General features: G+C 51.0%; 24 protein-coding genes. 17 read left to right on the top strand and 7 right to left on the bottom strand.

The genetic code is table 11. The features are described from left to right. Window positions 1–167 precede the first annotated feature (167 nt). Window positions 168–623: a GNAT family N-acetyltransferase gene (locus GQS10_RS07710; protein ID WP_166240708.1), complete on the top strand. Its 456-nt coding sequence runs from the start codon at window positions 168–170 to the stop codon at window positions 621–623. On the opposite strand, the gene GQS10_RS07705 is transcribed toward GQS10_RS07710, so the two are convergent. Next, window positions 616–996 carry an LSm family protein gene (locus tag GQS10_RS07705; protein ID WP_166240706.1) on the bottom strand — a complete coding sequence of 127 codons (381 nt, stop codon included), beginning with the start codon at window positions 994–996 and terminating at the stop codon, window positions 616–618. The two genes, GQS10_RS07710 and GQS10_RS07705, sit on opposite strands and share 8 nt — an antisense overlap. Before the next feature lie 200 nt (window positions 997–1196). Between GQS10_RS07705 and zwf the strand changes: the two genes are divergently transcribed. The 9 genes from zwf to GQS10_RS07660 all read left to right on the top strand — a co-directional run bounded on the left by zwf (window position 1197) and on the right by GQS10_RS07660 (window position 10935). Further along, window positions 1197–2768 carry a glucose-6-phosphate dehydrogenase gene (gene zwf, locus GQS10_RS07700; protein WP_166240704.1) on the top strand — a complete coding sequence of 524 codons (1572 nt, stop codon included), beginning with the start codon at window positions 1197–1199 and terminating at the stop codon, window positions 2766–2768. A 1-nt stretch (window position 2769) separates the two neighbouring features. Further along, window positions 2770–3411: a cyclase family protein gene (locus tag GQS10_RS07695; protein WP_166240702.1), complete on the top strand. Its 642-nt coding sequence runs from the start codon at window positions 2770–2772 to the stop codon at window positions 3409–3411. A 3-nt stretch (window positions 3412–3414) separates the two neighbouring features. Continuing rightward, window positions 3415–4479: a metallophosphoesterase family protein gene (locus tag GQS10_RS07690; protein WP_166240700.1), complete on the top strand. Its 1065-nt coding sequence runs from the start codon at window positions 3415–3417 to the stop codon at window positions 4477–4479. Window positions 4480–4559: 80 nt separating this feature from the next. After that, window positions 4560–6143: a peptide chain release factor 3 gene (locus tag GQS10_RS07685; RefSeq protein ID WP_166240698.1), complete on the top strand. Its 1584-nt coding sequence runs from the start codon at window positions 4560–4562 to the stop codon at window positions 6141–6143. A gap of 92 nt (window positions 6144–6235) precedes the next feature. Continuing rightward, a complete protein-coding gene (locus GQS10_RS07680; protein WP_166240696.1) occupies window positions 6236–6670 on the top strand; it encodes a LytTR family DNA-binding domain-containing protein in 435 nt (144 codons plus the stop codon). 94 nt (window positions 6671–6764) lie between these two features. Then, entirely contained in the window at window positions 6765–7799 is a 1035-nt protein-coding gene (locus GQS10_RS07675) for a substrate-binding domain-containing protein (RefSeq protein WP_166240781.1), read from the top strand. Between the two features lie 60 nt (window positions 7800–7859). Then, complete coding sequence (locus GQS10_RS07670) at window positions 7860–9026, top strand: Gfo/Idh/MocA family protein (RefSeq protein WP_166240694.1); 1167 nt, start codon at window positions 7860–7862, stop codon at window positions 9024–9026. Between the two features lie 52 nt (window positions 9027–9078). Further along, window positions 9079–9807, top strand: a complete 729-nt coding sequence (locus tag GQS10_RS07665; RefSeq protein ID WP_166240692.1) for a ThuA domain-containing protein — start codon at window positions 9079–9081, stop codon at window positions 9805–9807. Window positions 9808–9822: 15 nt separating this feature from the next. After that, window positions 9823–10935, top strand: a complete 1113-nt coding sequence (locus GQS10_RS07660) for a Gfo/Idh/MocA family protein (RefSeq protein WP_166240690.1) — start codon at window positions 9823–9825, stop codon at window positions 10933–10935. Between the two features lie 116 nt (window positions 10936–11051). On the opposite strand, the gene sspI is transcribed toward GQS10_RS07660, so the two are convergent. Continuing rightward, window positions 11052–11324 carry a small acid-soluble spore protein SspI gene (gene sspI, locus GQS10_RS07655; protein ID WP_207952179.1) on the bottom strand — a complete coding sequence of 91 codons (273 nt, stop codon included), beginning with the start codon at window positions 11322–11324 and terminating at the stop codon, window positions 11052–11054. Window positions 11325–11445: 121 nt separating this feature from the next. Between sspI and GQS10_RS07650 the strand changes: the two genes are divergently transcribed. Together GQS10_RS07650 and GQS10_RS07645 are read left to right on the top strand one after the other, a co-directional pair. Further along, window positions 11446–12108, top strand: coding sequence for a potassium channel family protein (locus tag GQS10_RS07650; RefSeq protein ID WP_166240688.1), 663 nt, complete (start codon window positions 11446–11448; stop codon window positions 12106–12108). A 3-nt stretch (window positions 12109–12111) separates the two neighbouring features. Further along, the gene (locus GQS10_RS07645) at window positions 12112–12909 is read left to right on the top strand and encodes a TrmH family RNA methyltransferase (protein WP_166240686.1); all 798 of its coding nucleotides are present in this window, start codon (window positions 12112–12114) and stop codon (window positions 12907–12909) included. 106 nt (window positions 12910–13015) lie between these two features. Here GQS10_RS07645 and GQS10_RS07640 read toward each other — a convergent pair whose 3' ends face one another. After that, a complete protein-coding gene (locus GQS10_RS07640) occupies window positions 13016–13381 on the bottom strand; it encodes a cupin domain-containing protein (protein WP_166240684.1) in 366 nt (121 codons plus the stop codon). Window positions 13382–13523: 142 nt separating this feature from the next. Here GQS10_RS07640 and GQS10_RS07635 point away from each other — a divergent pair, with 142 nt between their 5' ends. Further along, window positions 13524–13970 (top strand): class I SAM-dependent methyltransferase, encoded by a 447-nt coding sequence (locus GQS10_RS07635; RefSeq protein WP_341805024.1) that lies wholly within the window; start codon window positions 13524–13526, stop codon window positions 13968–13970. Window positions 13971–14221: 251 nt separating this feature from the next. Here the strand turns inward: GQS10_RS07635 and GQS10_RS07630 are convergent, their stop codons facing one another. Next, window positions 14222–14758, bottom strand: a complete 537-nt coding sequence (locus tag GQS10_RS07630) for a hypothetical protein (protein WP_166240682.1) — start codon at window positions 14756–14758, stop codon at window positions 14222–14224. Window positions 14759–14858: 100 nt separating this feature from the next. Between GQS10_RS07630 and GQS10_RS07625 the strand changes: the two genes are divergently transcribed. Next, window positions 14859–15458, top strand: coding sequence for a TetR/AcrR family transcriptional regulator (locus GQS10_RS07625; RefSeq protein WP_166240680.1), 600 nt, complete (start codon window positions 14859–14861; stop codon window positions 15456–15458). Between the two features lie 54 nt (window positions 15459–15512). Here the strand turns inward: GQS10_RS07625 and GQS10_RS07620 are convergent, their stop codons facing one another. Next, window positions 15513–16529, bottom strand: a complete 1017-nt coding sequence (locus GQS10_RS07620) for a LacI family DNA-binding transcriptional regulator (RefSeq protein WP_166240678.1) — start codon at window positions 16527–16529, stop codon at window positions 15513–15515. 332 nt (window positions 16530–16861) lie between these two features. On the opposite strand from GQS10_RS07620, the gene GQS10_RS07615 reads away from it, so the two are divergent. Genes GQS10_RS07615 through GQS10_RS07605 form a run of 3 tightly spaced genes read left to right on the top strand, consistent with a single transcriptional unit; the run spans window position 16862 to window position 21771 of the window. Next, the gene (locus tag GQS10_RS07615) at window positions 16862–18073 is read left to right on the top strand and encodes a hypothetical protein (RefSeq protein WP_166240676.1); all 1212 of its coding nucleotides are present in this window, start codon (window positions 16862–16864) and stop codon (window positions 18071–18073) included. Window positions 18074–18100: 27 nt separating this feature from the next. Further along, window positions 18101–20836 carry a GH36-type glycosyl hydrolase domain-containing protein gene (locus GQS10_RS07610; protein ID WP_207952178.1) on the top strand — a complete coding sequence of 912 codons (2736 nt, stop codon included), beginning with the start codon at window positions 18101–18103 and terminating at the stop codon, window positions 20834–20836. Further along, window positions 20833–21771 carry a hypothetical protein gene (locus tag GQS10_RS07605; protein WP_166240675.1) on the top strand — a complete coding sequence of 313 codons (939 nt, stop codon included), beginning with the start codon at window positions 20833–20835 and terminating at the stop codon, window positions 21769–21771. Before GQS10_RS07610 ends, GQS10_RS07605 begins: the two co-directional genes overlap by 4 nt. A gap of 231 nt (window positions 21772–22002) precedes the next feature. On the opposite strand, the gene tatA is transcribed toward GQS10_RS07605, so the two are convergent. Together tatA and GQS10_RS07595 are read right to left on the bottom strand one after the other, a co-directional pair. Beyond that, the gene (tatA, locus tag GQS10_RS07600; RefSeq protein WP_166240673.1) at window positions 22003–22206 is read right to left on the bottom strand and encodes a twin-arginine translocase TatA/TatE family subunit; all 204 of its coding nucleotides are present in this window, start codon (window positions 22204–22206) and stop codon (window positions 22003–22005) included. Between the two features lie 69 nt (window positions 22207–22275). Beyond that, window positions 22276–23937, bottom strand: coding sequence for a PhoX family protein (locus tag GQS10_RS07595; RefSeq protein ID WP_166240775.1), 1662 nt, complete (start codon window positions 23935–23937; stop codon window positions 22276–22278). Window positions 23938–24052 lie beyond the last annotated feature (115 nt).

Raw genomic sequence — 24052 nt, 5'->3', positions numbered from 1 at the left:
ACGGCAGGAAACGGCAGGGGTATGCCGTAGAAAACGCACGCAACTGAAGCTATAGGCAAATGAAGCAGTGAAAATGCTTGCATATCTGGTGCATCCGTCCAAGCCGGAAGGCTCTTCGTGCATATAATGGCAGGAACGACGAAGAGAGAAACGGGGAGGGACGAAGAATGATACGCAAACGTCTGGCATCTGTTGACGATCCCGTCATCTACGACTTGATTCAGAAAGAACTGCTGCCGCATACCCAGCGTTTTTTTCCGGATATGCAGTTAACCCGCAAGGAATTGAAAAAGCGGCTGGCATATTCTGATGTATATATGTACACAAGGGTAGACAATGGCAGGACGGTAGCCTTTATGTCCATTCATGAAATTCCGGGTCAGCGTATGTTTATCGATATGCTGGCCGTAGAGAAGGGCAATCAAGGGCACGGAATCGGACGGAAACTGATGAAAAAGGCGGAGGCAGCGGCTGTTCGAAAAGGCTGCAAAGAAATCCACCTGTTTGTCAATGAGGATAACTATGCAGCCATTTCCTTTTACGAGAAATTAGGCTTTCAAAGAGTGCAGTATGATGGAAGAAGGCATATTTTTATTATGCTGAAAGCAACAGGCCTTAAATAAAGAGCAAAAATAAAAGTGAGATTGCAGCAAAATCTAAAGCCAGCTCAGGTCCATAAAACGGATCTGGATAATAGGGGTACGCGGGAACCGGCGATACGAGCGGCTCAGGAGGAAGTGCGGAAATGCTTGCTGTGAGCTGCTTCGCTTTGGTTCTCGTTTTTCGTTTTGCTTTTGTTTTGGCTTTGCTGTTATTTTTTGATTTTCCGCTAAATCCTTCAACGGCGGCTTCTTCTTGACCGTTAAGTATCAGCTTTCCATCTCTTACGGCTGTAAGTGTGCCGAGGTAACGCATGCCGTCGTTTAAGACCACGCATACCTGCCGGCCGATATGGGGCAGGCACGTTTCTTCACAAACGGGATGAATTGGATGCATGGAAACACCTCCAAAATTGATATATGAACAGCGTATTCAGGCAGGAGCGGAATGGGCATGGCGCTCGCCTAGGGGCGGCCGCCTATTTTTTTGCGTAAAGATTGATATTGCGGTTCGCATGATAAACCACATTATGCTAAACTATGGGGTGGAGAGATATAGAGAAAACCCAAATCCCATACGAAAGAATGATGCCACGTATGAATACAGCAAACCATACAACTCTTAACAGTTCGGACAGGGCTGTCTATTTTATTTTTGGTGCAACGGGTGATCTGGCGCAGCGGAAGCTGTTCCCGGCGATCTACAGCATGTATAGGGAAGGCAAGCTGGGACAAAACTTTGCTGTCGTAGGTCTGGCAAGAAGACCACGCACAAGAGAGCAGTTCCGGGAGGATGTACAAGCTTCGATTGAGGAGTTTTGCCGCTTTAAGCCGGATAACAACGAGGAATGGAACGCATTTGCGGAGCATTTTGAATACATGTCATTGGATGTAAGCAGCGTTCCCGGCTTTGTGGAGCTTTGTAAGCTGGCGGAGCAGCTGGATGAGCGGTTCGAAACGGGCGGCAACCGGCTTTTCTATTTGGCGCTGGCACCGGAGCATTTCGGCATTGTCGCACACAATTTGAAAAACGGCGGTCTTCTGGAAGGAGACGGATGGCGCCGACTCGTAATTGAGAAGCCGTTCGGATACGATCTGTCTTCGGCGGAGAAGCTGAACAGTGAGCTTTGCGAAGTATTCAAAGAGGAACAAATTTATCGGATCGACCACTATTTAGGCAAGGAAATGGTGCAGAATATCGGCATTATCCGTTTTGCCAACGCGTTTTTTGAACCGCTTTGGAATAACAAGCATATCGCCAATGTGCAGATCACGCTTGGCGAAACCGTCGGCGTAGAGGATCGCGGCGGTTACTATGACCGTTCCGGTGCGCTGCGCGATATGGGTCAAAACCATATGCTGCAGATGATCACGATGATTGCGATGGAGCCGCCGAGCCGGTTGAACCCGGAGGATATCCGTGATGAGAAGGTGAAGGTGCTGCGCTCCTTAAGAAAGTACCGCTCCACGGAAGAGGTTCGCGGACACGTCGTGCGCGGCCAATACGCGGAAGGTACACTGAACGGCAAGCCGGTTCCGGGCTACCGGGAAGAGGATAAAGTGGCACCGGATTCGACGACGGAGACGTATTTCGCTGCTAAGGTGTTTGTAGACAACTTCCGCTGGGCGGGTGTGCCGTTTTACATTCGTACGGGAAAGCGTCTGCCTGCCAAAGCAACGGAAGTCGTCGTTGAATTCAAGAAGGTGCCGGATAACGTCTACTTGACGGAGAAGCATGATCTCGAGCCGAACCTGCTTGTATTCCGGGTTCAGCCGATGGAGGGCGTATATATCCGTTTTAACGGAAAATCAACCGGCAGCAGCGAAGGCATTGTACCGGTAGCGATGGACTTCGCTCATTCGAGCGGAGTGGGCATCAATACACCGGAGGCTTATGAGCGTCTGCTGTATGATGCGGCGCGCGGCGATTCGACCTATTTTACCCGTTGGGACGAGGTAAAGCTGGCGTGGTCCTTTGTCGATAAGATCGCCGAGGCGTGGAAGGAAGACACTTCGGATATTCGCTCTTATGCGGCGGGATCTTGGGGGCCTGTCGCTTCTCATGAGCTGCTTGCAAAGGATGGCTTTAAGTGGTGGCCGGTGAACGGCCAGCGTGAAGGCGAGGGAGAAATTCGCCTGACGAACCGCGTAGATGGACAGGAGGGCTAATATGCTGAACGGAAAACGGTTATACGATATTTCCATGCCGATTCACGAAGGGATGCAGGTTTGGAAGGATAAAGCCGACAAGCGCCCCGAGTTTCGGAATATGAACAACCATGATGTTGGCCAGTCGCATGAAACCCGCATGCTGCTGGACGCGCACTGCGGTACGCATTTGGATGCCCCTCTTCATATGGTGAAAGGCGGAGCGACGATTGATGCCATTCCGTTAACCGACTTGATCGGGACAGCGCGAGTACTCGATGTAACGGATGCTGAAGAGAGCATTGGAGCGGAGCATCTTGAGCGGTATGACCTTCAGGAAGGCGAATGGGTACTGCTGAAAACTCGAAATTCGCTCAATGAAAGCAATAATTTTGATTTGAACTTTGTGTTTTTGAATGCGGAAGGCGCACGGTACGCAGCCGACCGTAAGATTCGCGGCGTCGGCACGGATGCGCTTGGCATCGAGAGAGCGCAGCCGGAATATCCGACGCATCGGACACTTATGAATAACGGAGTTTTGATTTTAGAGGGACTGCGTCTGGCGGAAGTACCGGAAGGAACGTATACACTTGTGCTTGCGCCATTAAAGCTGCAGGGGATTGAAGCGGCACCGGCAAGAGCGTTTTTGCTGGGAGAAGAATAGAACATGAACAGGCGGCATTTTATTCGTTGGTTAGCTGCCGCATTGTTCGCAGCGGCCGGTGGAACGGCCGCTTGGTATCGGAGCCTTGGCGGCAGCGACCGTCCGGGCTCTGTTTCGCCTGAGGGGGCAGCACCTACAGTACAGCAGCCAGCGGACAATCCGGCGGATAGCGCGGCGAAGGACCCTAATGCGCCGCTGCTCAGCTTTTTTATTCTAAGCGATCTCCATGTTCGCTATGACTTGGAGCAGCCCGGACTAAATTTACGGAAGACGCTGACCGATATAACAAGTGAAGCGTTTCAGCCAGGGCTCATTGCCCTTACCGGCGATTTGACCGAGTTTGGCAGAGTAAAGGATTACAAAGAGCTGCGCAGTATTTTCGACGAGTTTAAGCTCCCGCCCGTACACGCAAACATGGGCAACCATGATTATTATCCGGTGTGGATTGACCGCAGCGGAGAATGGGTGAACGGAGACGCAATGCCGAATGGGCGCACCGATGCGCAGTCGAGAAAGCTGTTTCTTGACTTCTTCGGTTATGAAAAGCCTTATAATGATGTTTGGATCAACGGCTCGCACATCATCCTGCTTTCGCAGGAAGCTTATTTGCAGGAAAAACCGGAGGTCGGAGAAGGGGCTTGGTACTCCGATGAACAGCTTGCCTGGCTTAAGGAAAAGCTTGCCGAGCATAAGAATGGAGAGCCGGCTTTTATTATGATTCACCAGCCGCTGCCTGCACAGGGGCAAGACGGAGGCTCGCATCGTCTCATTCGTGCGAAGGAGTTCCGTGAAATTTTGAAGCCGTATAAGAACGTCTTCGTTTTTTCCGGCCATCAGCATCGGGATTTCCTGGACGGCACAGCCGGCCATTATATGAAGGAAACTTTCCACTGGTTCCACAACTCTTCCGTTGGAAAAGTGATGAACCGCACGTATCGCCAAACCCGGCCGGAGGCGGCGCAGGGATTGTACGTAGAAGTATTCCGCGATCACGTCATGCTGCGGGCAAGAGAGTTCAGCACGCTGGAGTGGATTCCGCAGGCAGAATGGAAAGTTTCGTTGGTTTAACTTAAAATACCATAACTAAAGGTGTTGTCCATTTTTTCGTCAGCGTTTATTATGGAACATAGAGCAGTCGGAGGAAAAATATGAGTTCAAAACAACAAAACGAAATGGTTCAAGAAGTGGCAAAGCGCCGCACCTTTGCAATCATTTCCCACCCGGATGCCGGGAAAACGACGTTAACCGAAAAGCTGCTGTTGTTTGGCGGAGCCATTCGTCTAGCAGGTACGGTTAAAGGCCGGAAAGTCGGCAAATTTGCGACTTCCGACTGGATGGAAATCGAAAAGCAGCGCGGGATCTCGGTCACATCCAGCGTTATGCAGTTTGACTATAATGGTCACCGGATTAATATTTTGGATACCCCGGGTCACCAGGATTTCAGTGAGGACACGTATCGTACGTTAACCGCTGCAGACTGCGCGGTCATGCTGATCGACTCCGCTAAGGGTGTCGAGGCGCAGACCAAAAAGCTGTTTCAGGTATGCAGCATGCGCGGTATTCCGATCATTACGTTTATTAACAAGCTGGACCGTGAGGGCCGCAATCCGTTCGAGCTGATGGAAGAGCTTGAGGCGGTGCTGGGAATCCGTTCGTGTCCGTTAAACTGGCCGATCGGGATGGGCCGTGATTTATGCGGTGTGTATGACCGTCAGAAAACACGGGTCGAAAAGTTCCAGGGCGATAGCCACGATGTGATTGAGCTGGAGGAAGTGAGCGGCTACGACGATCCGATTATCGAAAAAATGGCCGGGGAGCATTTGGCTGCACAGCTTCGCGAAGAGCTGGAGCTGCTGGATGTTGCAGGCGATCCTTTCGACTTTGAAAAGGTGCGTAAAGGTGAGCTGACACCGGTGTTCTTTGGCAGTGCCATCAACAACTTCGGTGTACAGACGTTTCTGGACAGCTTCCTAGAGCTCGCGCCGCAGCCGCAGCCTCGTAAGAGCACGGAGGGCGAAGTGGCACCGGAGCAGGAGGATTTCAGCGGTTATATTTTCAAGATTCAAGCGAATATGAATCCGGCGCACCGTGACCGCATTGCGTTTCTGCGAATTGTATCCGGCAAATTCCAGCGCGGGATGTCCGTTAAGCATGTACGCGTCGGCAAGGAGATTAAGCTTTCTCAGCCGCAGCAGTTTTTGGCACAGGATCGGGATATCGTAGAGGAAGCTTACGCTGGAGATATTATCGGCTTGTTCGACCCAGGGATTTTCCGGATCGGCGATTCGCTCTCTCAAAAGAACGATCTTATTTTTGATGAGCTGCCTACCTTCTCTCCAGAAATTTTTGCGAAAGTAACCGTAAAGAATGCGCTGAAGCACAAGCAGTACCAGAAGGGGATCGATCAGCTGACGGAAGAGGGAACCATTCAGGTTTTCCGTACCATTGGCTTCGAAGATATTATTTTGGGTGTAGTTGGACAGCTCCAATTCGAGGTTTTCGAGTATCGTATGAAAAACGAGTATGGAGTGGACGTGCAGCTTCACCGCCAGCCGTTCCAATTTGCCCGCTGGATTGTCGATGAAAAGCTCGATCCTAGCAAATTCCGCATAAATTCGACATTAGTGAAAGATAAAAAGGATAATTACGTCGCTTTGTTTGAAAACGAGTATGCGATGCGTACAGCGATGGAAAAAAATCCTTCGGCAAAATTTTTGGAAAACGCGCCGTGATTGATATTTTCCTCTTTCAATTATGGATATATATGGTATACTAGAAGTAGTATACTAAAACCCACCAGAAATGAGTTGATTCTGTTATGCAAATGACTGTTCTCAAACTGGGGAACCATGGGGCGAATACGGTAGAATGCATCGATTTAGAAGATGTAGATTACATTGAAATCGAAGGCAGAAAAATCATTTTCCATGCGAAAGACGAAAAATATCAACATATTTCGACATTGTCCGAGCTGGAAGAACACTTATTTAAGCATGGATTTGATCTGCTGGACAAGACTAACTTGGTCAACCTGAAGCGAGTGAAGCATTATGACGAGTCGCAGGGAAAGGTTTTCTTTGAAGAGCAGCCTACGGCGAAAAGCAAGTATGCGACGGTTGCACTGATCAAGCAGAAGCAGATTCGCCGTTACTTAGGTCAACCTCTTGTTAAGGAATCCAGGGAGTCGCTTCCTGCGGTATTGGGATTGCTTCATAAGGACGAACTGAAAAAACGCCTCATCGCAGACTACTCCGGTTAACTCCACGAACCGGAGTATTTTTTTGTTGACGAACCGAATTTTTTTGTGTAAAAATGTACACGTGTACATAATGATGAAATGACAGCAGGGTGGGATTGTTACGTCGAAACGAAAGCAAGTAGCTGAACAGGCCGGAGTATCGGAAGCAACGGTTTCAAGGGTGATGAACGGAATAGGTCCGATCAAGGAGGAGACGAAACGCAAGGTGCTTGAAGCAGCGGAAGCGCTGGGGTATTTCCCGAATGCGATCGCCAAGAGTTTTGTTACGCAGCGAAGCGGAAACATCGGGGTTTCGCTTCCTTCGGTGCCGAATGTCAGGCTTTTTTCAACCTATTATTTTTCTGAAATCTTGTCGGGTATTGGATTTGAGGTGCAAAAGCATGGCTACGGCCTTCTTCTGCAGTTTCGCGAATGGGAAGGGAAACCGGATTTCGCCCTGCCGTTTCATACGCGGAAAATCGATGCTTCTTTGATTCTCGGGGTACGTATGGGAGGTGCCGAGGAAGAAGCGGCAGCCGAGCTGGAACGTGAGGGGATGCCGTTCTGCCTGATTGGGTCGCGCGGCTCAAGTCCTTCGTTCAGTGCGGTGGACGCCGACCATTGCGAAGGAACGGGGAAGGCGGTCCGTCATTTGGTGGAGCAGGGCTTTCGCAGGCTGGCGTTTGTGAACGGACCGTTGGTTTACTCCAACAGCGTGGACCGGCAGCAGGGCTTTGAGGCGGAGATTAAGCGCCAGGGCTTGGATGTAGCGGATGTGCTTTACTTGGAAGGCAACTACAGCCGCAGCAGCGGATTGGAATTGGCAGCGCAGCTGTATGCGCAGCGGGACCGTTTTGACGCGATTGTCGCGGGGAATGATCGGATGGGGATCGGTATTGTACAGGGACTGAAGGAGCGCGGAATGCTGGCGGGTAACGATTACGGCATCGTCGGCTGCGACGATTCGGATGCCTCTAAAATTTTAGAGCCGCCTCTGACGACGGTACGTGTACCGTTTTTTGAGATGGGGCGTGCTGCCGCATCACGAATACTTGAGGGGCTTAAATCGGGGGAGGCTCGCCTGGAGCCGTTTCACGAGACACTGCCGACTGAGCTAATTATTCGCGAATCGTCTCTTAAAGCAAGGTAGCTTCGTGTTCACCTTCTAAGGCTTTTAGTATCGCTATTACTAGTAGACGGAGGAATTCGAATGGAGAAGGTACGTGTAGGCATGATTGGCTACAAGTTTATGGGGAAGGCGCACAGTCATGCGTATTTGGATTTGCCGATGTTTTTCCCGGATGCGCCGCGGCCGGTCATGCAGGCGATCTGCGGCCGGAATGAGCAGGGCGTGCAGCGGGCCGCACAGCAGTTCGGCTGGCAGCATGCCGTGACGGATTGGCGCGAGCTGGTGCAGCGCGAGGATATCGACTTGGTGGACATTAACGCGCCGAGCGACGCACATAAGGAAATCGCTCTCGCTGCGGCGGCGGCCGGAAAGCATTTGTTCTGCGAGAAGCCGCTTGCGCTCACGCTTGAGGACTCTCGGGAAATGCTGCGGGCGGCGGAGTCTGCCGGGGTGAAGCATATGGTCGGCTTCAACTACCGGTTCGCTCCTGCAGTGCAGCTTGCCAAGAGGCTGGTTGAGGAAGGGCGACTCGGGACGATCTATCATTTTCGCGCGTGGTTCCTTCAGGATTGGATCGTCGATCCTTCCTTCCCGCTGGTGTGGAGATTGCAGAAGGAGGTTGCCGGTTCAGGCTCACATGGCGACTTGGGAGCGCATCTGATTGATCTGGCGCATTTCCTTGTGGGAGATATGGAAGAGGTTATCGGGATGAGCGAGACGTTCATTAAGGAGAGACCTTTGCCTTCATCGATGACAGGGTTAAGCGCGCAGGGCAGCGAAGGCGGGCCGATGGGGCAGGTGACGGTGGATGATGCCACGTTGTTTATGGCGCGGTTTGCCGGAGGTGCGCTTGGGAGCTTTGAGGCGACACGGTTTGCAGCGGGGCATCGCTGCACGAATTCCTTTGAAATTAACGGCAGCAAAGGCAGTGTAAAGTTTGATTTCGAGCGGATGAACGAGCTGCAGGTGTATTTTACCGACGATGCTCTGGATGTGCAGGGCTTCCGCCGCGTGCTGGCGACAGACCCGGCGCATGCGTATGCCGAGGCTTGGTGGCCGCCGGGGCATACGATTGGCTACGAGCACACGTTTATCCATGAGGTGCACGAATTGATGCAGGCGATTCGCGAGGACCGGCAGCCGGTGCCGAATTTCGCGGATGGCGTAAAATGCCAGGCGGTGCTGGAAGCCGTTGAGCGGTCGGTGGAGCAGCGCAGATGGGTAGCGCTGAACGAGATGGATCAATAGCAGACGGGTGCTGCTGAGTTAGATGGATCAAAAATAGAGGAGGGCTTTCGCGATGAAAAAAGCGTTGATCGTATGGGGCGGTTGGCTTGGACATCAGCCGCAGGAGGTATCGGAGCTGTTCCGGGCAATGCTCGAGCAGGACGGGTTTGAAGTTGAGGTTTCGGACTCTCTGGAAGCGTTTGCCGATAAGGAAAAGCTGATGGCACTTGATTTGATTGTTCCAAATTGGACAATGGGACAAATCGAAAAGCAGCTGGTGCAAAATGTACTGGAAGCGGTGCAGTCCGGTGTCGGGATTGCCGGCTGCCATGGCGGAATGTGCGATGCCTTCCGCAGCAATGTCGACTGGCAATTTATGACCGGCGGCAATTGGGTGGCGCATCCGGGCAACGATGGCGTGGAATACACCGTGAATATAAAGCAGAGCTCCAGCACGTTATTGGACGGTATTAAGGATTTTTCAGTGATAAGCGAGCAGTATTATTTGCATGTCGACCCCGCCGTTGAGGTGCTGGCTACGACGCGCTTCCCGGTTGTCGATGGGCCGCATGCATCCAATAAAGCGGTGGATATGCCGGTTGTATGGACGAAGCGCTGGGGCGAGGGCAGGGTGTTTTACTGCTCGCTGGGACATCAAGCGGATATTATTGCCATCCCTGAAGTAACGCTGATGATGCGTCGCGGCTTTGGCTGGGCGGCAGAAGGAAAGGCATTGGCGGGGCAGAGGGGACGTCAAGGGATGACAGCGGGCTCCTATACCGGAATGGGCGACAGTAATTAACGGGGGATGGATCGGATGAAACAGGCGGCGGAAGCGAAACACGTGAAGATCGGCATTATCGGCTGCGGAAACATTAGCGCGATTTACTGCAAAAATTTAACCTCTCTGCCGGGGATCGAAGTAACGGCCTGCGCGGACTTGGATGTGGAAAAGGCGCGCAGCCGCGCAGTGGAATATGGGATCCCGAAGGCTTGCAGCGTGGAAGAGCTGCTGGCCGATCCAGAGGTTCAGATTGTTGTCAATTTAACGATCCCTGCGGCTCATGCCGACGTTTGTCTGCAGGCTTTGGAAGCCGGAAAGCATGTATATGTAGAAAAGCCTCTGGCAGTTTCTCTTGAGGATGGCAAGAGGATTATGGAGACGGCGGAGCGTAGAAGGCTGTTGGTCGGCTCGGCGCCCGATACATTTTTGGGCGGAGGTATTCAGACCTGCAAAGCATTAATCGAAGCGGGGGAAATCGGCGAGCCGCTTTCCTGCGTCGCTTTCATGATGTCGCGCGGGCATGAGCATTGGCATCCTGCGCCGGAATTTTATTATCAAGCAGGCGGCGGACCGATGTTCGATATGGGGCCGTATTATTTAACGGCTTTAATTGCTTTGATTGGCCCGATTGCAGAGGTAAGCGGCATGACCCGGGTGTCGTTTCCAGAGCGAACCATTACAAGCGAACCGAAGCGGGGACAAAAGATTCAAGTGGACGTACCTACGCATGTGACCGGTTTGCTGCGTTTTGAGGGAGGGGCGGTCGGGACAATCATTACGTCCTTTGATATTCCCGGAGGGGCGCAGCTGCCGCGAATCGAAATTTACGGTTCGGAAGGAAGCTTATCGGTTCCGGACCCGAATACGTTCGGGGGTCCTGTTCTGCTGCGTAAAAAGGGGCAAACGGAGTGGACGGAAATTGCTGTGGAACGGCCTTTTACGGAAAATTCGAGGGGACTGGGCGTTTGGGATATGGCAAGGTCGCTTCAGGATGGCTCGAAACACCGTGCCAGCGGGGCGCTAGCGCTTCATGTGCTCGAGGCCATGCATGCGTTTCATTTCAGTTCAGATCGCGGAGCTGTGTATACCATGACAACGAAGGCGCCGGAGCTTTTGGGGGACGCTTTTTCAAAGGCAAGTATGTAATTTCTCCACCGTGAATCAAAAAAACGAACTCCTTTGACGGGGTTCGTTTTTATTATTGATTGCGCTCTTGACAATGAGAACATACGGCTGTTGTTAGTATTCTACTTTTGGAACTACTATTTGATGGGGCTCGGTCTTTTTGGTGCTGCCTTTGCGGCCGGTTTTGCTTGAGCCAGTTCGACATGCGGGAGATTCGTTTTTAAGATGGAGGTCAGCTCCTGCTGAAGCTCTGCATCGCTGTTTTTCCAGATGATCTCGAATAAAACGCCCAATCCCGGAAGCGTGCGCTCATCCTGATCGACGGAATCCTGAATAACCTCTAACAATTCCTGATCGGATTTGTCTTGAACACGCTGATAAATCGCCTGCCGCAAGTTTAATGTGATCATAAACAACCTCCGCTGGTCATGTTTTGGGGAAATGCTCTTTCTAATATGTGCATCCGAATATGCTATAATACAGGATAAATCCGTTATTTTCGGCAAAGCCTTATAGAGAGGACGCGGTTGCATGGTTAGAAAACAATATGCGGTAATCGGGATGGGGCGTTTTGGCTCGAGTATTGCACAATCCTTATATGGCATGGGCTTTGAGGTATTGGCGATCGATTCCGATGAGCACCGGATTCAAGAGATTTCGGACAAGGTTACGCATGCCGTAACAGCAGATAGTACGGACGAGGATGCGCTTAGAGCACTGGGCCTGCGAAATTTTGACGTAGTGGTTGTAGCCATCGGTCAAGATATTCAAGCGAGTATCCTAACGACGCTGATTTTGAAGGAGCTTGGCGTGCCGATGCTTATCGTTAAGGCGCAAAGTGATCTTCATGGAAAGGTGCTTAACCGGATCGGCGCGGATAAAGTCGTTTTCCCGGAGCGGGATATGGGACTGCGCGTTGCTCATCATTTAATATCCCCCAATATTTTGGATTATATTGAGCTTTCTCCGGAATACAGCATTGTGGAAATTCGTGCGACGGGTGCGATGCTTGGCAGTAACCTGCGTGAAATGGACATCCGGGCAAAATATATGTGCAACGTCATGGCAATTAAAAGCAATAACGTGATGAACATCGCTCCGCATGCGGAGGATCGGATCAAAGACGGCGACGTGCTGGTCGTGGTCGGACGGAATGAAGATTTGCGAAAATTCGAAATGGCGCATACGGAGTAGAGGATGAAGGAAATTGTATCCCCGCAAAATGAGCGGGTAAAAAAATGGTCTGCTTTATTAACGAAAAAAGGCCGCGACCAATCGGGGTTATTTGTTGCGGAAGGCGTTCACCTTGTGCGGGAAGCGCTTGTGTCCGGGGCTGAGGTAGAGTCGATTTTGGTGCGGCAGTATACCGACATCCCGCAGGAGATAGCGGAGGAGGTTGCAGCGTATGAGGAGGCTGGCGGCGAGCTGGTGTCCGTGTCGGACGCCGTGCTTGCCAAGTGCTCCGATACGGAGCATCCGCAGCCGGTGCTTGCCATCGTACGCAAGCCGCAGGAGGTGGAGCTCGGCGCCGTTCTCGGCCGCGAGGATGCACTGATCGTCGTGTCCGACGGGGTGCAGGACCCCGGCAACCTGGGCACGATCATCCGTTCCGCCGATGCGGCGGGAGCGAGCGCGGTGCTGCTGGGCGAAGGCACGGTGGACGCGTACAATCCGAAGACGGTGCGCTCCGCGATGGGGTCGCTGTTCCACCTGCCGGTAATCGCCTGCCGTCTGGAGGAGGCTGTGGACGCGGCGAAAGAACGCGGCGTGCAGATTGTCGTAACGGAGCTTGAGGCGACGAAGACGATCTATGAGGCCGATTTTTGTGGGCCGACATGGATCGTGCTTGGCAACGAAGCGCGCGGCGTATCTGCGGCGATGCGGGAAGCAGCTACCGAATCGGTCATTATCCCGATGAAGGGACGCGCGGAATCGCTGAATGTGGCGATGGCGTCGACGGTGCTGTTGTTTGAGGCGATGCGGCAGCGGTTGTGAAGCGTATGGGAGTTAGCAATCATCATTGAAAATGAACCCGATAATGGGCACAATATACACAAGCTTAGGTGACTAGGAAGTCTTCGAGAATACCGACGATTACTTCCTAGTCCTTTTTTGTAGAATGTAAATCCGCTTCATAAACAAGGATGCGAAGTTCAGCCTCACTTGTATTTACCAGTCCGTGACTCCACCCCGGTTTATTCAACAACACATCCCCTGGCTTCACATCTCGCGGAGCATCGTTTACTGTCATCTGGCCTGTTCCCTCAAGAATTACATATACTTCTTCGTTATTCCCATGCTGATGATAACCGATAGAAGTGCCGGGAGGAAGCGCCATATAGTACAGAAACTTAAGCGGTGTATCGAAATCGCTGTCATCGTAAAGCTTCACACTGTGCACGTTCCCTATACCTTTATGGCTGCTGCCTGTTTTCATTTCAGCATCGAGAAAATTCCTTACGATCATGGTAGTTCCCCTCCTTGTTATGTTCTATTGTAGCAAAGAGAGCTCGATAGGAGTAAATGTTTTCAGCTCGATGAAAGTAAGCATAAAAGGATACCAAGTCTAAGTTTTAAGCGGACTCCGCAGGCTAATAGGAGGGATAATAGTGGGAAACACTCATAAATTTGAAATGATAGCTAATGTATATGACACTCCTGAAAGAATCCAAATCGCAAGGGTATCATCCGATGCCATCCGAAATTATTTAGTTGACGCTAAAAGTAAAAAAGCGATTGATTTTGGGTGCGGAACTGGTCTTGTCGGTATGAACTTGATAAACGATTTTCATTCCATCCTTTTTCTGGATACGTCACAAAACATGATTAATCAAATCCAGCAAAAAATAACGGATTTAAATATTCAAAATGCAAATACCATATGCTTCGATTTTGAAAAGGAAAGCTTGTCCGATTTACAGGCTGATTATATTTTTATGGCTCAGGTGCTGCTCCATATTGATGAGGTTGAACTCGTTTTAACAAGATTATTTGATGTTCTCTGTGAAGGGGGACATCTACTGATCGTAGATTTTAATAAAAAAATGAAAATATAGTCTCCGATATTGTTCATAACGGATTTCATCCAGAAGAGCTAACCGATATGATGACTAAAATAGGGTATAGGGATATTCGATTCAAAACCTTTTATACGGGAAGTAAAATATTCATGGGACACGATGCTTCTATGTTTATTCTTGATTCAAAAAAAGGCCACCGGTAAACGGTGGCGTAAAACTTGCTGTACTGTGCAAAGCAAACGCAGAATGATTTGCTTTTCGTGCGTTCGGAAGGCTGCAAAACCAAACTACGTTCTTGCCTTCGTCTCGCGCGGCCAAAGCGTATAGCTGAAGCTGATCAGGAAGTCGATTCCAAGAATAAGGGACCAGAGCCTCAGCGTTTGTGACAGAACCTCGGTCCGGCTTGGATCGTTCACCAGCCAGACCATGCCGTAAAGAATGGAGCATCCGATGGCCCAGGACAATAAATGAAGGAACCATCCGGTTCGCTCATGATGAGCATGCTCCTTGCCGGTTAAGCGTACAGGTGCAGGGCCGCCGGCGAATCGGTGAGCGAAACGAGTGTCCGCCCAGCGGATCATGCGGTGTCCAAATCCGATGGATGCACCGATGTACACGGCGGCTAGAGCATGGGCGAATGTGGCCTCCGCTCCATTCCGCAAGTGAATCACGATTACGACTAAAAGAATGACGTCTATCAGAGGGGTGCAGAGCAGCACAATAGCGCTGGCTCGTTCCTTTTTAACGATATAGCGAAGGGTCAAACCGCCAAGGACAAATAACCAAAAGGCAATTTCACATCCGATGATAAAAGCCGTAATCATTGCTGCTCCACTCCTTATTAATACGTCTGTATTATTTAAAGACCGTTGTTATTATAGCACAATTGTTTTAAATAACAAACCGGCCTGATATAATGGATGTATGCCAAAAATCGTTGATCATTCAAAAAGGAAAGTAGAAATCGCCGAAGCTGCTTGGCGAGTGATAAGACAGGAAGGCCTGCCGGGGGTCACGGTGCGCAGGGTAGCGGACGAAGCCGGCTTATCGCTTGGAGCTTTGCGCCATTATTTTGATTCGCAGGATGAATTAGTCGCATTCGCGATGCGGCTTATTTCCGAACGTGTCGCAGAGAGAATTCAAAATATTCAATTCAGCGGAGACCTGCGCCGTGATCTGGAACAGGTCATCGGGGAAATTATGCCGCTTGACGAAGAGCGCAGATTGGAAGCGGAGGTATGGCTTGCATTTGCGGGCAGAGCGATGTTTGATCCTATCGCTCGCGAACTTTCCGCCAAGGCTCATGACGAGCTTCATGCAGGTTTCCGCCGGATGATTGAGCTTCTCGCCGCCCGTAAAGGGAAAGCGGAAGAGCTGCAGATTGAGCTGGAGGCGAAACGGCTCCATGCGCTCGTGGATGGATTGGTTCTTCATCATATTTCATTCCCTGAGCGGGTCGAAAGGGAATGGCTCGTGAGTGTTGTAGCGCACCATCTAGACCGGATTACAGGGGAAGATGGATAAAAATATGTATAAAAAGGAGTGCCCAACCGTCGGGCACTCCTTATTTATTGCGCGCTATTTCGCGCCGCACGACTTTCGAATGACCAGCTCCGGTTCGACGAATACGGAGCTCATGTTCATTTGATTACTGATTAAATCGTAGAGCATCAACGCGGCTAGTTTTCCGATTTTTTCCTTGTCCTGCTTCACCGTCGTTAAAGGAGGAGTGGTATATTTCGCGGCGTCAATATTATCGCAGCCGATGATGGCCACATCCTCGGGCACCCGGATGTCACTTTCATGCAGCGCACGAATCGCCCCGATGGCGAGCAGGTCGGAGCCGGCAAAAACCGCCCGCGGCAGGGGGCCGTTCTTCATCATTTGCTTCATCGCCCGGTAGCCGCTTTCCTCGTAGAAATCCTCCCCGTGCACAAACCAGTCAGGATTCACCGGAAGCCCCCAATCCTGGAGAGACTTAATGAGCCCTTGTTCACGCAAGGAAGAAATCTCAGAATGGGTCGTACTGCCAATAAAGCCGATATCCCGATAGCCTTGAAGATAGAAATGCTCAATGACCTTCGTCGAAATTTTTTCGTTATCGGACATGATATAGCCGGAGTTTTTGCCCGTCATTCTGAGGTCGACTCCAATACATGGGATCGGGCTTTGATCAAGCTCTTGTATGGTGCTCTCGAGCTCTTGTCCGGAAATGACAATACAGCCGTCAACCTGAAAATGTCGGCATCTCGCTAAATAATCCTCTCCGACAGGGTGGAACTTTTCGTTTGAGAAGAACAGTAAATCGTAGCCCAGAATCCCCATCTGCTTCTTAAAGGCATTGAGTACCTCCACAAAGAAAGGGTGGGTGAAGTCGATATTCAGCTTTCCTGCGAAAATAACCCCGATCAGATTGGATTTCTTCGTTGCCAACGTTTTGGCCGAGTTGCTGGGGATATATCCGGTTTCCGCCATAATGTCCAGCACCTTTTGACGGGTTTCTTCCGAGATCTCAGAGTAATTATTAATAATTTTTGAGACGGTCGAAACGGAAACGCCCGCTAGCTTCGCCACAGTTTTAATATTTACAGACATAAGTGACACCTCGTTTTAATAAAAACCTGTCCATTTCGCATAGTAACGAAAAATTGTTTTCATAGTTTAGTAGGAAATCCATGTGTTTCGCGAAAGTTTCGTTGTTAAATCTATCATATCTTCTTAGGGGCGCTGCTGTCAATTCGAAATGAAATCCCCGACAGATGCTTGATAATTGTTGAAAATAAACGGATTGCACAATTTTTTTAGGAAGGTATTTACAAAAGGTAAATTCTGTATCATAATAAAAACCAAAGAAAACGGTTTCGCTATTTCAAAATGGATAAAGCGAAAGTTTTCGTTAAAATGGTACATATGGGGGTATCAGAGTTATGAAGAAAACAGCAGTTTTGTCTGTTTTAACAGCACTGGCACTAACATCGGCAGCCTGCGGCGGCGGGAGCGGAAATAGCGGAACTGGAAATACCGGAGCCGGCGAACAGCCCGCTGATAAAGGATCAGGCAATAAGAAGGTAATAAGGGATGCGATGTCGACGGCAAGAGAAGCGTACCGGGAACGAACAGCATACGGCTTTGAAGGTGCGCTGCGGGACCTTGGCCGTGCGTATGTTCATGAATGCTTACAAGCGTTTATGCGGAAAGTTGACCAGGGCGTGGAGCGGGCGCTAGAGCTGGGCAACGGCGTTTTCCCTACGTACTTCTATTATGAGGTAACAAAACATGAGGTGTTGACCGACGAGCAGGGGCTGCCCAAAAGGAATGAAAAGGGACAGCAGCTTGTGCGCGCGCTGGAGTTCCGCAGGGTAGATCTGCCTTATTTTTTGGAGGGGCCGACCCGGGCTATGAAAATATTGCCGACGCGGGATGAGAAGCGGCAGCTGTACGAAGGGCTAAAGCAGACCGGAATATACGACGCCAAATTAAAGATGTATAAGGTCAATGCCTCCTTGGCCGGACAGCCGAACGAGATCGGCAGAGCCCGTGCTTTTACCCCCGGTTGGCTGGAAAATGAGTCCGTCTTCTTACATATGGCCTATAAATATTTACTGGAGCTGTTAAAAGCCGGCTTGTACGAGCCATTTTTTGAGGAAATGCAGCGGGCGATGGTTCCGTTCTTCGACCCGCAGGTGTATGGACGCAGCATATTGGAAAATAGCTCGTTCATCGCAAGCAGTGCGAATCCGGACGAGAGCTTACATGGCACAGGGTTTGTCGCCAGACTTAGCGGCTCGACGGCGGAATTCTTATCGATGTGGAATTGGATGATGTGGGGACCGGCGCCTTTTCAATGGGAAAAGGGGGAGCTGCTGCTGCGGTTCCGACCTGCGCTGCCTTCGTTTCTGTTTGATTCGGCGAATCACATTCGGGCGACCTTCTTGGGAAGCTGCCAAGTGACATATTACAACCCGGAACGGGCTCCGACCTATGGTGAGAAAGCTGCTTTAATCAAAGAAATGTCTGTGCACTTCCGAAAAGGCGGGGCAGAGCTGATCCAGGGCGATACGCTTCCTTCAGCCATTGCGAAGGCGGTACGGAATCATGAAGTAAACAGGATTGATGTGAAGCTAGTACAATCCGTTTGATCGGATCGGGAAGAAAGGATGAACGAAATGCAGCAGATAAAGAAAAAGCAAGGCTGGACATTCGTTGGAGAGAATGCTGATTTTACGATGGAGCAGCCGCACGAAACAAGCTATTTGTATTTTCCGCTAACGAATGAAGCAGGGATGATGTCGGCGATCACCCCGACTTTGCACGGAAGCTCGACATCGGGTCATTATACGTTTTTTATGCCGCCGGTATCGATTGAAGATCTGCACAATTCCCGATCCTCACGCAATTTTTGGCTTCATATCGAGGGCAAGGGAGCATGGGCCTGCAGCGGGAACTCTGCGAAGCAAACGGCTGAGCGCTTCCAAGGCGATACGGAGCAGGTGACCTTGGATGCCGGTTTTCTATGGCATAAAATCACGAGGGTAAACCCTTCCATCGGAATTCAGGCGGAGATCGTAAGCTTTGTGCCGATGACAAGCGATAAAGTTGAGCTTATGAAGGTGACGGTAACGAATACGGGGAAGCAAATGCTGACGCTTACTCCTACTGCGGCGATTCCGTTATACGGACGTTCCGCCGATGAGCTTCGCGACCACAGGCATGTGACCTCGCTGCTGCATCGCATATATACGAGCACCTATGGTATGGAGGTGCAGCCTGCATTATCGTTTGACGAGCGCGGTCACCGGGTGAATCACGTGACCTATAGCGTGCTCGGTGCTGCAGGGGAGGGCCGGCCGCCGATTGGCTTTATTCCGATTGCCGAGGATTATATCGGTGAAGGCGGAAGCTTTGACTGGCCGCAAGCGGTTGTTGCGAATGAAGGGGAGCTTACTTCCGCGGGGGTAGAGCTGGAAGGGTACGAGGCGGTAGGGGCGCTGCGGTTCGAGCCCGTATCGCTAAAGCCGGGCGAGTCGGCAGCTTATACTATCGCGATGATCATATCGGATGATCGTCTGGAAGAAGAAAGAGTTACAGAGCAGTATCTTGCCGCGGGTCGTTTTGACGAGCTGCTGGAGGAAAACAAACGAATTTGGAGCGATAAGCTGAGCAGCCTGCAATTTCAATCCGGGAATCGACAGCATGACCAATGGATGAAATGGGTGACCATTCAGCCGATATTCCGCCGTTTATACGGAAATTCGTTCCTGCCTTATCATGATTACGGACGCGGAGGGCGTGGCTGGCGAGACCTGTGGCAGGATTGTCTTGCTTTGCTTTTTATGGAGCCTGCCGAGGTGAGACATCTGCTGCTTAACAATTTTGCCGGTGTTCGCATTGACGGCAGCAATGCCACGATCATCGGGGCGAAGCCGGGCGAATTCGTGGCCGACCGGAACAACATCCCGCGTGTATGGATGGACCATGGGGCTTGGCCGTTCTTAACGACGATGCTGTACTTGCATCAAAGCGGAGATGTGGAGCTTCTGCTTGAGAAGCAGACGTATTTTAAGGATTCACATGCCAAGCGCTGCAAAGAGAAGGACCTAACCTGGAAACCGGAGGACGGCCAAGCGCTGAAGACGGCAGACGGACGAATTTACGAGGGGACGATTCTCGAGCATTTGCTTCTGCAAAACCTAGTGCCCTTCTTCCATGTCGGGGAACACAACAATATGAAGCTTGAAGGGGCCGACTGGAATGACGGTCTGGATCTAGCTCCCGACCGCGGCGAGAGTGTTGCCTTCACTGCATTTTATGGCAATAATATGAGGCAGTTAGCGGAGTTGCTGCGAAATGTACAGGAGAGTCTCGGCGTAAACCAAATCGAGCTGGCGGAAGAAATCGTGATTTTATTGGATACACTGCGTACGGCTTCCGATTACGATTCAGTAAGTGATAAGCGTGCGCTGCTGGAGAAATATTACGAAGCTTGCATTCGATCGGTAAGCGGACGCAAGGTATTGCTGCCGGTTGAAGACGTGAGCCGCGATTTGCAGCGAAAGGCCGATTGGGTCGCGGAGCATTTGCGGAAACACGAATGGATTCGCAGCGGCGAAGGCTACGAATGGTTCAACGGCTATTACAATAACAGCGGGGAGCGCGTGGAAGGGGATCATCCGAACGGCGTCCGAATGACCTTAACCGGTCAAGTGTTTACGGTGATGGGCGGAGTGGCAACGCGGGAACAGGTCGAAAAGATCGTAGCGTCCGTGAACCGCTACTTGAGGGACCCGCGTATCGGCTACCGGTTGAATTCGAACTTCGGCGGAATCCAACAAAATCTCGGCCGCGCGTTCGGGTTTGCTTTCGGGCATAAAGAGAACGGTGCAATGTTCAGCCACATGACGGTCATGTATGCAAATGCCTTGTATAAGCAGGGCTTCGTTAAGGAAGGACATGAGGTGCTGTCCTCGATTTATGAGCTCAGCACCGACTTTGAACGAAGCAGAATGTACCCGGGCATACCGGAGTATATCAATGAAAAAGGCAGGGGCATGTACCCATACCTTACCGGCTCGGCTAGCTGGCTGCTGCTGACCCAGCTGACAGAGGTGTACGGCGTTAAGGGCTCTTTGGGAGATTTGCTGCTTGAACCGAAGCTCGTAAGGAGCCAGTTTGACGAAAAGCAGCAGTCCGCAGTCACGACGCTGTTTGCAGGCAAGCTGCTGAAGATTACGTACCGAAATCCAGCGGCTAAGGAGTACGGGGAATACCGGATCGGATCGGTATTTTTAAATGGCGAGGAAATCACCGGGGAAGCGGGTCAGTCGAAACGCAGTATTTCCCGGGAGAAGCTGCTTGCTTTGGCCGGGGATGAAGTACACCACATTGAGGTGATATTGTCGTGATCCGAACCTTGGAGAACGCGTTTCTTGGTTTGGACATCGCGGACATTACCAGCTACCAAGGTGCACGTTTCGATAAAACGGGGTTCATTACCCAAGTTCGGCTAAAACACGCTGACGGCTTTCACACCTTTTGTACCTTTGAAAAGACCGACCCGGACCGGATTTGGTCCGGGGGAGCCGGTCTGTGCAACGAATTCGGCCTTTTTGCGGCGATTGGGTACGAGGAGGCGCAAATCGGCGAATTATTCCCCAAAATCGGCGTCGGATTATTAACGAAGCCGGATGAGAGTCCTTACGATTTCAGCAGAGCTTACGAAATACGACCGTTTGAGATGGACTGTGATCAGGGCGAGGACTACGTTCAATACGTGGTCCATCCTATGGAATGCCGGGGATACGCCGTTCGAATGAGCAAGCGGATTTCCCTGGAGCAGTCCCAGATTATCGTGGATTACGAGCTGGAGAACGTAGGGAGCAAAGCGATCGCGACATCGGAGTATGTCCACAACTTCTTAAGCATCAACCACCAGCCTATCGGACCGGATTACCGCTTGAAGTTTAATGTTCCTATGGAACTGAAGCAGATGGAGGAAGCGTACAGCCCACGTGTTCTTGAGGTTGGCCCGGAGGAGATTCGGTGGAAAAGCTCCCCTGAACAACCGTTTTATTGTCAATTCAAACGGTTGCAGCAGCCGGAACAGGAAGCGGGACAGGGACAAGGCCAGGAGCCTGTACGCTGGGAGCTGCTCTATTTGCCTGAACAAATCGGCGTGTGGGAGCAGTGTCATTCCCCTGTCTCAACGATTGCCTTGTGGGGGGCGGCTCATGTGGTTTCACCCGAGCTGTTTATCGATTTACAGCTGGAGCCGGGACAACGTGCGGCATGGACCCGGCGCTTTGGATTTTTTCAGCAAAGCCAGAGCCAGCGTACATAAGGGAGGATTTTGTGCTGCAAGTAATAGCTTGGTCCCGAGCCTATCTTGTTTCTTCGCACACATTAGCTTTCGAATGAACATACCAACCGAAAACGGTTTCGTTAACATCGAGCATAAAAATTTTGATGCCTGCTTGAACTATAGCTTTAGAAGGCAGCAGCAGAATAGGAAAAAACCACGCAACAAGAAATGCGTGGTTGAAGCAATACTCGATTTATTCTTGAAGTAACTTTATTTCTTTTCCGTAGAGAGCTGGCCTTCGGGCTTGCTCTCGTTTTTATCTCCATCGATCAGTCCGCGGGTTGCGGATTTAAATTCGCTGAGGGTGCGGCCGAATGCCCGGCCCAGCTCGGGAAGCTTCGACGGACCAAAAATAATGAGGGCAATGACCAAGATTAAGAGAAGACCCGGGATTCCGATATTACCGAATGGCATACTATGTCTACTCCTTTTTTAAACGCGGCCCCGCCTCCGAGGAAAGCAGGGCCGCATCGTGCTGTGAATTTAACCGAATTTGAAGCCGCTAATCGCGACGACGCCGCAGCGGGCCTTTTTGTCGCCCGGACGATGCGGCCATGTGCTTGTCGGGTTGTTCAGATCCTCAGTCATTTCGCCAGGGTGCTGGACGGACAGGAACAAGGTGCGCTCATCCGGCGTGAAGAACGGGCCGGTTAATTCTGCGTCTTTTGGTCCGGATGCAAACTGTTGGGCTTCACCCATGCTCGGTCCTGTGGTCGGAATGACGAACAGGCCGTTGTTCATGAATGATTTGTATACACCCTTGTTATGGCTCGACGTGGAAATATCGGTTACGACCCACAGATTACCGTTGGAGTCGAAGGCCAGGTTGTCCGGCGAGGAGAACCCGGATTGGCGGCCGCCTGCCGCAAAAATTTCAAAGTCAAAGCCGGACGAGCCGAGGTCGTTGTCATTTTCAAAAATCCGAGTAATATGGCCATGAATATTGCCATGCGCATCATTGTTCGTGTGGCAGATAAACACGGTGTTGTCAAAAGGAGAAATTTCGATATCCTCCGGACGGTCTGTCGGTGTTCCGCCTAAGATGAGCGCAGCCTCGTGGCAGTTGGTCACAACATCGCCTTGACTCTTGAACTTGGCCAGCAGCTCGTCACGAGTGCTTTTTACACCGCTTGGCGCTTTAAACTTTTCGTTTGCGAGCGCTTTGGAGAGCGCTTCAAAGGTTACTGGAACCCATTCGCCCTTTTTAAAGTTGGCAACATAAAGCGTACCTTCCTCGAGCAGGGCGGAGTTGCCGCGGCCTTTAGCCGGATCGTACTTGCCCTTGGAAACAAATTTATACACGCAAGCGTCCTTCTTGTCGTCACCCATATATACGACGACGCGCTTATCAGCGGTCAAACCCATTGCGGTATTTTCGTGATTGAAGCGTCCCAGAGCGGTGTGCTTCTTGAGGTAGCTGCCGTCGAAAGGATCCACTTCGATGACCCAGCCATAATGCGTCAGAGGAAGATTGTTCTCCTCTGCGGTGTCGCTGAAGTTTTCCTCACAGGACAGCACCGTGTTCCAGAATGTAACGCCGCCGGAGCAATTCGCAAAGGTCCCTTGCGCCGTCGTTGCGTTTTGAAGAGCAGGAATTCCTCTAGCCGGACCGGTAATTTCAAAGGTTGAGAAGCCGGTGATGCGTCGCGCATATTTAGAAGTCGTGTCGAGCTTCCAAACGCCGTCCTGATCCTGGAACACCTCGGTCACCGACATGCCTTGATAATATAGATCCTTGTCTTTCTGCTCCTTGGTCTTGCCGCTGTCAGCAATCGGCCCCAAGGCAAAAATATTTGTATATTCATGGTTGGTTACAAGCAGGCCGCGGGTACTCGAGCCGTCAATCGGGAAGAAAGCATTGTAGTCTGCTCCTTGACCGAACTTTTCACCGGCTTGGTTAATTACATCATCAAAGGCTGCAACGACGTCATAGCGGTAGCCTTCCGGAAGTACGAGCTTGTCTTCTTTCGAGGGCGAGATCGGTTGGAAGTATCCGCTTACTTTATTGGTTTTAAAGCCAAACATGTGGTCGGCGGAAGGCGACATTGCGGAGGCTTTGCCCTCAAGCACGCCAAGACCGGAGGATGCTGCGGCTAATGCGGCGGCTCCAGTTCCAAGGTAAGACAAAAAGGTGCGGCGATCCATTCTCTTTTCCAAAACTCTCACTCCCATAGGAAAAAATGTTTTCTTGGGACAAGCTTAGGCGGAAAATGTTATCGCTGTATTAAGGATATATTTGGAATTTGTAAATAAAAATTTC

It is taken from the genome of Paenibacillus turpanensis (assembly GCF_011421635.1).
GTDB classification, from domain to species: domain Bacteria; phylum Bacillota; class Bacilli; order Paenibacillales; family YIM-B00363; genus Paenibacillus_AK; species Paenibacillus_AK turpanensis.
The sequence above is the reverse complement of the archived record's forward strand: the minus strand, read 5'-3'. Positions and strand labels throughout refer to the sequence as shown.

Bases quoted from the DNA above. Each gene is read 5' to 3' on its own strand.
- GQS10_RS07710 (WP_166240708.1), top strand. From the start codon at position 168: ATGATACGCAAACGTCTGGCATCTGTTGACGATCCCGTCATCTACGAC.
- GQS10_RS07705 (WP_166240706.1), bottom strand. From the start codon at position 996: ATGCATCCAATTCATCCCGTTTGTGAAGAAACGTGCCTGCCCCATATC.
- zwf (WP_166240704.1), top strand. From the start codon at position 1,197: ATGAATACAGCAAACCATACAACTCTTAACAGTTCGGACAGGGCTGTC.
- GQS10_RS07695 (WP_166240702.1), top strand. From the start codon at position 2,770: ATGCTGAACGGAAAACGGTTATACGATATTTCCATGCCGATTCACGAA.
- GQS10_RS07690 (WP_166240700.1), top strand. From the start codon at position 3,415: ATGAACAGGCGGCATTTTATTCGTTGGTTAGCTGCCGCATTGTTCGCA.
- GQS10_RS07685 (WP_166240698.1), top strand. From the start codon at position 4,560: ATGAGTTCAAAACAACAAAACGAAATGGTTCAAGAAGTGGCAAAGCGC.
- GQS10_RS07680 (WP_166240696.1), top strand. From the start codon at position 6,236: ATGACTGTTCTCAAACTGGGGAACCATGGGGCGAATACGGTAGAATGC.
- GQS10_RS07670 (WP_166240694.1), top strand. From the start codon at position 7,860: ATGGAGAAGGTACGTGTAGGCATGATTGGCTACAAGTTTATGGGGAAG.
- GQS10_RS07665 (WP_166240692.1), top strand. From the start codon at position 9,079: ATGAAAAAAGCGTTGATCGTATGGGGCGGTTGGCTTGGACATCAGCCG.
- GQS10_RS07660 (WP_166240690.1), top strand. From the start codon at position 9,823: ATGAAACAGGCGGCGGAAGCGAAACACGTGAAGATCGGCATTATCGGC.
- sspI (WP_207952179.1), bottom strand. From the start codon at position 11,324: ATGATCACATTAAACTTGCGGCAGGCGATTTATCAGCGTGTTCAAGAC.
- GQS10_RS07650 (WP_166240688.1), top strand. From the start codon at position 11,446: ATGGTTAGAAAACAATATGCGGTAATCGGGATGGGGCGTTTTGGCTCG.
- GQS10_RS07645 (WP_166240686.1), top strand. From the start codon at position 12,112: ATGAAGGAAATTGTATCCCCGCAAAATGAGCGGGTAAAAAAATGGTCT.
- GQS10_RS07640 (WP_166240684.1), bottom strand. From the start codon at position 13,381: ATGATCGTAAGGAATTTTCTCGATGCTGAAATGAAAACAGGCAGCAGC.
- GQS10_RS07630 (WP_166240682.1), bottom strand. From the start codon at position 14,758: ATGATTACGGCTTTTATCATCGGATGTGAAATTGCCTTTTGGTTATTT.
- GQS10_RS07625 (WP_166240680.1), top strand. From the start codon at position 14,859: ATGCCAAAAATCGTTGATCATTCAAAAAGGAAAGTAGAAATCGCCGAA.
- GQS10_RS07620 (WP_166240678.1), bottom strand. From the start codon at position 16,529: ATGTCTGTAAATATTAAAACTGTGGCGAAGCTAGCGGGCGTTTCCGTT.
- GQS10_RS07615 (WP_166240676.1), top strand. From the start codon at position 16,862: ATGAAGAAAACAGCAGTTTTGTCTGTTTTAACAGCACTGGCACTAACA.
- GQS10_RS07610 (WP_207952178.1), top strand. From the start codon at position 18,101: ATGCAGCAGATAAAGAAAAAGCAAGGCTGGACATTCGTTGGAGAGAAT.
- tatA (WP_166240673.1), bottom strand. From the start codon at position 22,206: ATGCCATTCGGTAATATCGGAATCCCGGGTCTTCTCTTAATCTTGGTC.
- GQS10_RS07595 (WP_166240775.1), bottom strand. From the start codon at position 23,937: ATGGATCGCCGCACCTTTTTGTCTTACCTTGGAACTGGAGCCGCCGCA.